Genomic DNA, 3,163 nt, shown 5'->3' with positions numbered 1-3,163 from the left:
ACGACGAACACCGACGAGAACGCCATCGCGGCGCCGGCGATCATCGGGGTCAGCATGCCCAGGGCGGCCAGCGGCAGCGCGGCCACGTTGTAGCCGAAGGCCCAGAACAGATTGCTCTTGATGATCCGTATGGTGCGCCGCGACAGGCGGATCGCGTCGACGGCGGCCATCAGATCTCCGCGGACCAGGGTCAGGTCGGAGGCCTCGATGGCGACGTCGGCGCCGGAGCCCATGGCCAGGCCCAGATCGGCTTCGGCCAGCGCCGCGGCGTCGTTGACGCCGTCGCCGACCATGGCCACCGTCCGGCCCGCGGCCCGCAGCCGCTTGACCGCCGCCACCTTCCCGGCCGGCAGGACGTCCGCGATGACCTCGTCGATGCCGACCGCGGCGGCCACGGAGTGGGCAACTGTGGCATTGTCACCGGTCAGCAGCACGGGCGTCAGGCCGAGGCGGCGCAACGCGGCCACGGCGTCGCGGCTGCTCGGCTTGACGCCGTCGGCCACGGCGAGCACGCCGCGGGCGATGCCGTCCCAGCCGGCGACGATGGCGGTCTGCCCGGCCGCCTGCGCGGCGGCGACCGTCTGCTCGACCTGCGCCGGCACCTCGAGGCCGGCTTGCTTCAGCAGGGCGGGACGGCCGACGAGCACCTGGTGACCGTCGACGGTGCCCCGGACGCCGAGACCCTCGGTGTTCGCGAAGCCGGACACCGGCGGAAGCGAGCCGAGGGTGTCGGCGGCGGCACGGGCGACGGCCTGCGCGATGGGGTGCTCGGAGGCGGCCTCGACCGCACCGGCCAGGCGCAGCAGCAAGTCGCGGTCCTCACCGTCGGCCGGTGTGACGTCGACCAGGGTCATGCGGCCGGTGGTCACGGTGCCGGTCTTGTCGAGCACCACCGTGTCCACGATGCGGGTGGACTCGAGCACCTCAGGACCCTTGATCAGAATGCCCAGCTGCGCGCCGCGGCCGGTCCCGACCAGCAGCGCCGTCGGGGTGGCCAGGCCCAGGGCGCACGGGCAGGCGATGATCAGTACGGCGACGGCAGCGGTGAGTGCGGCCGTCCAGCCGCTGCCGGTGCCGACCCACCAGCCCAGCGTCGCGACCGCGAGCGCGATGACGATCGGGACGAACACGGCCGAGATCCGGTCGGCCAGCCGCTGCGCGGCAGCCTTGCCGGTCTGCGCCTGTTCGACCAGCTCGGCCATCTGCGCCAGCTGCGTGTCGGCGCCGACCCGGGTGGCGCGCACGATCAGCCGCCCGCCGGCGTTGAGCGTGGCTCCGGTGACGGCGTCGCCCGGGCCTACCTCCACCGGCACGGACTCGCCGGTCAGCATGCTGGCATCGACCGCGGAGGCGCCGTCCTCGATGATGCCGTCGGTCGCGATCTTCTCTCCTGGCCGCACGACGAACCGGTCCCCGACGGCGAGTTCGGCGATCGGGATCCGCCGCTCGACGCCATCGCGCAGCACCGTCACGTCCTTGGCACCCAGCTCGAGCAGAGCCCGCAGGGCGGCCCCGGCGCGACGCTTCGAACGTGCCTCGAAGTAGCGGCCGGCGAGGAGGAACGTGGTGACCCCCGCGGCGGCCTCGAGGTAGATGGCGCCGGAGCCGTCGGTCCGGCCGATCGCCAGCTCGAAGGGATGAGTCATCCCCGGGGTGCCGGCGGTGCCGAGGAACAGCGCCCACAGCGACCAGCCGAACGCCGCCAGGGTGCCCATCGAGATGAGCGTGTCCATGGTTGCGGAGCCGTGGCGGAGGTTCGTCCAGGCTGCCTTGTGGAACGGCAGGCCGCCATAGACCACGACCGGCGCGGCCAGGGTGAGCGACAGCCACTGCCAGGAGGTGAACTGCCAGGCCGGCACCATCGCCAGCACGATCACCGGGACGCTCAGCACGATCGAGACCCACAGCCGGGTACGCAGCGCCCGGGACTCGTCGACCGGGTGCTCCGGCAGCGCCGGGTCGGCTGTGGCCGTCCGAGGAGGTGGCGGCAGGCCGGCGGTGTAGCCCGTCTTCTCCACCGTGGCGATCAGTTCCTTCGGCGTGACCTCGCCCGTGTAGCTGACCGCGGCCTTCTCCGTGGCGTAGTTGACCGTGGCCGTGACGCCGTCCATGCGGTTGAGTTTCTTCTCGATCCGCGACGCGCAGGAGGCGCAGGTCATCCCGCCGATCGACAACTCGATCCGGTTCAGCACCTTCGGCATGGGCTCGGCGACGGATGCCATGATTGCTGCCCCCTTCATTCGTGGGTGTGGCCGTCATCGCCATGGCCCGGTGATGGCTGCGGCGAGGCGGTGGCCTGCGGCGAAGCGGTGGCCGGCGGTGAGGCGGATGCCCGCGGGGCGGGCGTACCCGCGACGGCGGTGAACGCAGCCGTGCGCACCTTTCCGGCGTGTTGGAAGTCCAGGTACAGGCGGTATGCGCCGGCTGAGGGGACTTCGGCGTGGAAGACGACCTGCGGTCCGGCCGGGGTGCGGCCGTCACCGGGTGCGCCGTCGGGGTGCACGTGCAGGTACGCCAGGTCGCCGTCGCGCAGGGCGACCAGGTGCCCGTAGGCGCCGAGGTAGGGCTGCAGGTCGGTGACCGCGGTGCCGTCCTTGCTGACGGACAGGGTCAGCTTCGACGAGGCGCCCGGCATGAGGATGCCGTTCAGGGTGACGGTGTAGCCGTCGACCGTGGCGGTGGCCGCCGGGGCCGGCAGCGCGGCGGGACGGTAGTCGCCGGGTGCCGCGACGTCGACGCCCAACGTCAGCCCTTCGGCGCGTCCGGCCGGCCGGAAATCGGCGAACGCACGGTACTGCCCGGCGGCAGGCACGGCGAGCGGGATGCTCCACGTGCCGTCCGCTGCCAGGCTGGGGTGCACGTGCTGGAAGCCGGATAGGTCCCGGCGTACCACGATCAGGTGCAGGTCTTTGTCGTGGCTGGTGATGTAGCGGGTCACCGGATCGCCGTCGGGCCCGGTGATCTGGAACCGGAACAGCTCGGGCTTGCCGGTGGCGAGGGTGGTGGTCAGCGGAGTGAGCCGATAGCCGTCCTGGGAGACCTGCAGACCCGCCGGCAGCTGCGTCGACGCGCCGGTGGGATGGGTGCTCCCGGTGTCGTGTCCGTCGGTGTCGTGTCCGTCGGTGCCGGCGGCGTGGGCGGCGGCCGGGACCCGGGTCGGGCC

At 72.6% G+C, this 3,163-nt stretch carries 2 protein-coding genes; both read right to left on the bottom strand.

Annotated features, from left to right (window positions below):
- The coding region (locus AB0M20_RS34565) for a heavy metal translocating P-type ATPase (protein ID WP_364304568.1) at positions 1 to 2,222 on the bottom strand (2,222 nt) is incomplete at its 3' end.
- 14 nt (positions 2,223 to 2,236) lie between these two features.
- The coding region (locus AB0M20_RS34560) for a hypothetical protein (RefSeq protein WP_364304566.1) at positions 2,237 to 3,163 on the bottom strand (927 nt) is incomplete at its 5' end.

Origin of the sequence: Actinoplanes sp. NPDC051633 (assembly GCF_040681735.1) — a bacterium.
Taxonomy (GTDB): domain Bacteria; phylum Actinomycetota; class Actinomycetes; order Mycobacteriales; family Micromonosporaceae; genus Actinoplanes.
Note: the sequence above shows the minus strand (reverse complement) of the source record. Positions and strands in the feature narration are given on the sequence as shown.